We start from the raw sequence: 1863 nt of genomic DNA on the forward strand, positions 1-1863 counted from the left end.
GAACCCCGCGCCCGGGCCCGGGTCACCCGCGGCGGCGCTCAGCCGGAGGGGCGCCGGGCCCGGGTGGGCGGCGCCGGGGAAGACCTCGCAGCCCTCGGCCGGCAGCTCCTCGATCGCCTCGTTGGCGGCCGAGGGCACCCCGAGCCACCGGACGCCCGCCGCGACCGCCGCCCGCGCCTGGCGCAGCCCCGGTTCACCCCAGCCGAGCAGCTCGACCGCGAGACCGGGCGCGACGAGCAGCCGCCGGTAGTGCCGCCCCGACGCCGGGTCCGCCGCGCTGGGACCGACGGCCCGCAAAGCGGCCGCCATCCGGACCCGGGCGCACTCGTGGCCACCGTTCGCCGAGCCGACCCGGTCGTAGAGGTAGCCGAGGTAGTGGGGCGTGCCGATCACCGCCTGGGCCTCCTCGGCCGCCTCGCGGGCCAGGGCGGAGCCCGGGTCGCCGTCGTCCTCGGGCTCCAGCGAACCGCCGGGGAGCGAGACGATGCCGTCCTTGGGGTTGACCAGGGTCAGCACCCGGCCGTCGGGCGCGAAGAGCCAGCCCCACGACTGCTTCACCGACAGCCCGGCCGGCACCCGCTCGCCCGGCCGCCACGGCCAGCCCGCCGTGGGACGCCGTCGCACCCTGCCCAGCAGCTCGGCGATCTCCGCGCTGTACTCGATCCGGCTCATGCGTCCCCCTTTCGGTGTCGGGCTCGCCGGACCGACGGTGCGCGGGGAGGACCTGCGTGCGCGGTACAGGGCGGAGCGGCGGAGGCGGCGGCGTGGGGCACCGCGCGCTTCTCCTGTTGATCTTCCCCGAAATCTTCCCCGAACAGGCGGTCGATGAACAGTCCCCAGCGCCGCTTGGTGGACACGGAGGCCTCACCCGGGTGGTCAGCCCAGCGGCCCACCCCCCTCCGGACGCCGGTCGCCGGGGTCCGACGCCCCGCCGGGCCACGGCGGCGCGCCGGAGGGCGGCGCGGCCCCCGGCGGCGGCGCGGCGGGCAGCGGGAAGCCGGGCAGCGGTACGGCTCCGGGCGGGAACGGCACCCCCAGCGCGGCATCGTCGGCGAGCGCGTCGACCACCTCCCGGGCGGTCATCGGCCTCAGCCGGCCGGCCGCCAGGGCCCAGCCGCGCACCACCGGACCACCGGGCGCCGCAGGGTCCCCGTGCAGCAGGAGGGCGCCCGCCCCGCCGAGTGCCACCCCCGCCGCCAGGGTGGCGCAGAACGCCTCGGCGTCCCGGCCGCCGAGGAGGACCCGCCCGCCGTCGCCGCGCACGTCCGCCGCGGCGGTGAGGTGCTCGCCGTCCTCCGGGCCGTGGCAGCGCAGGGTCAGCAGGTGGCCGCCCTCCCCGGCGCCCTCGGCCAGCGCCAGGTACACCCCGGTGACGTGGTGCATCACCGCCACCAGCCGCGACTGCCCGGACGGGCCGTCGCCGACCACGTCCAGCAGCGCGGCGCAGGCGATCGAGATCCGCACCCGGGCCAGGTGGTCGTCGACGAGGACCGGGAGCAGCTCGGTCAGCTGCTCCCCGCCGTAGACGAAGGGCTCGCCGGCCAGCTCGGGGTCGGCCGCGTAGGCGACGCGTGCCGCCGCCGATCCGGGGTCGAGGCCGAAGGCCTCGCAGTAGTCCCGGTAGTCGGCCGGCTCGAACACCCTCAGGTGCACCTCGATGCCCTGCCCGCGCAGGGCCCGGAGCCGGGCCTGCGTCCGCCACAGGTAGTCCCGGAAGCCGAGCGGGCCGAACAGCCCGAGCCGGGCCAGCTCGGCGAAGTCGGCGGCGTGGACGGCCAGCGCCAGCGCCACCGGCTGCGGCGGCACACCGCGCGAGCCGCCCCGCTGCCGCGCCCGGACGCCGGGGCCGCCTCCCCCACCGGC

General features: G+C 78.7%; 1 protein-coding gene and 1 pseudogene. Both read right to left on the bottom strand.

Annotated features, from left to right (window positions below):
• Window positions 1-672: pseudogene (locus ACFWA9_RS39055) on the bottom strand (hypothetical protein); the annotation flags it as partial.
• A 204-nt stretch (window positions 673-876) separates the two neighbouring features.
• The coding region (locus ACFWA9_RS39060) for a hypothetical protein (protein WP_380394337.1) at window positions 877-1863 on the bottom strand (987 nt) is incomplete at its 5' end.

The organism is Kitasatospora sp. NPDC059973 (assembly GCF_042737525.1).
Taxonomy (GTDB): Bacteria; Actinomycetota; Actinomycetes; order Streptomycetales; family Streptomycetaceae; genus Kitasatospora.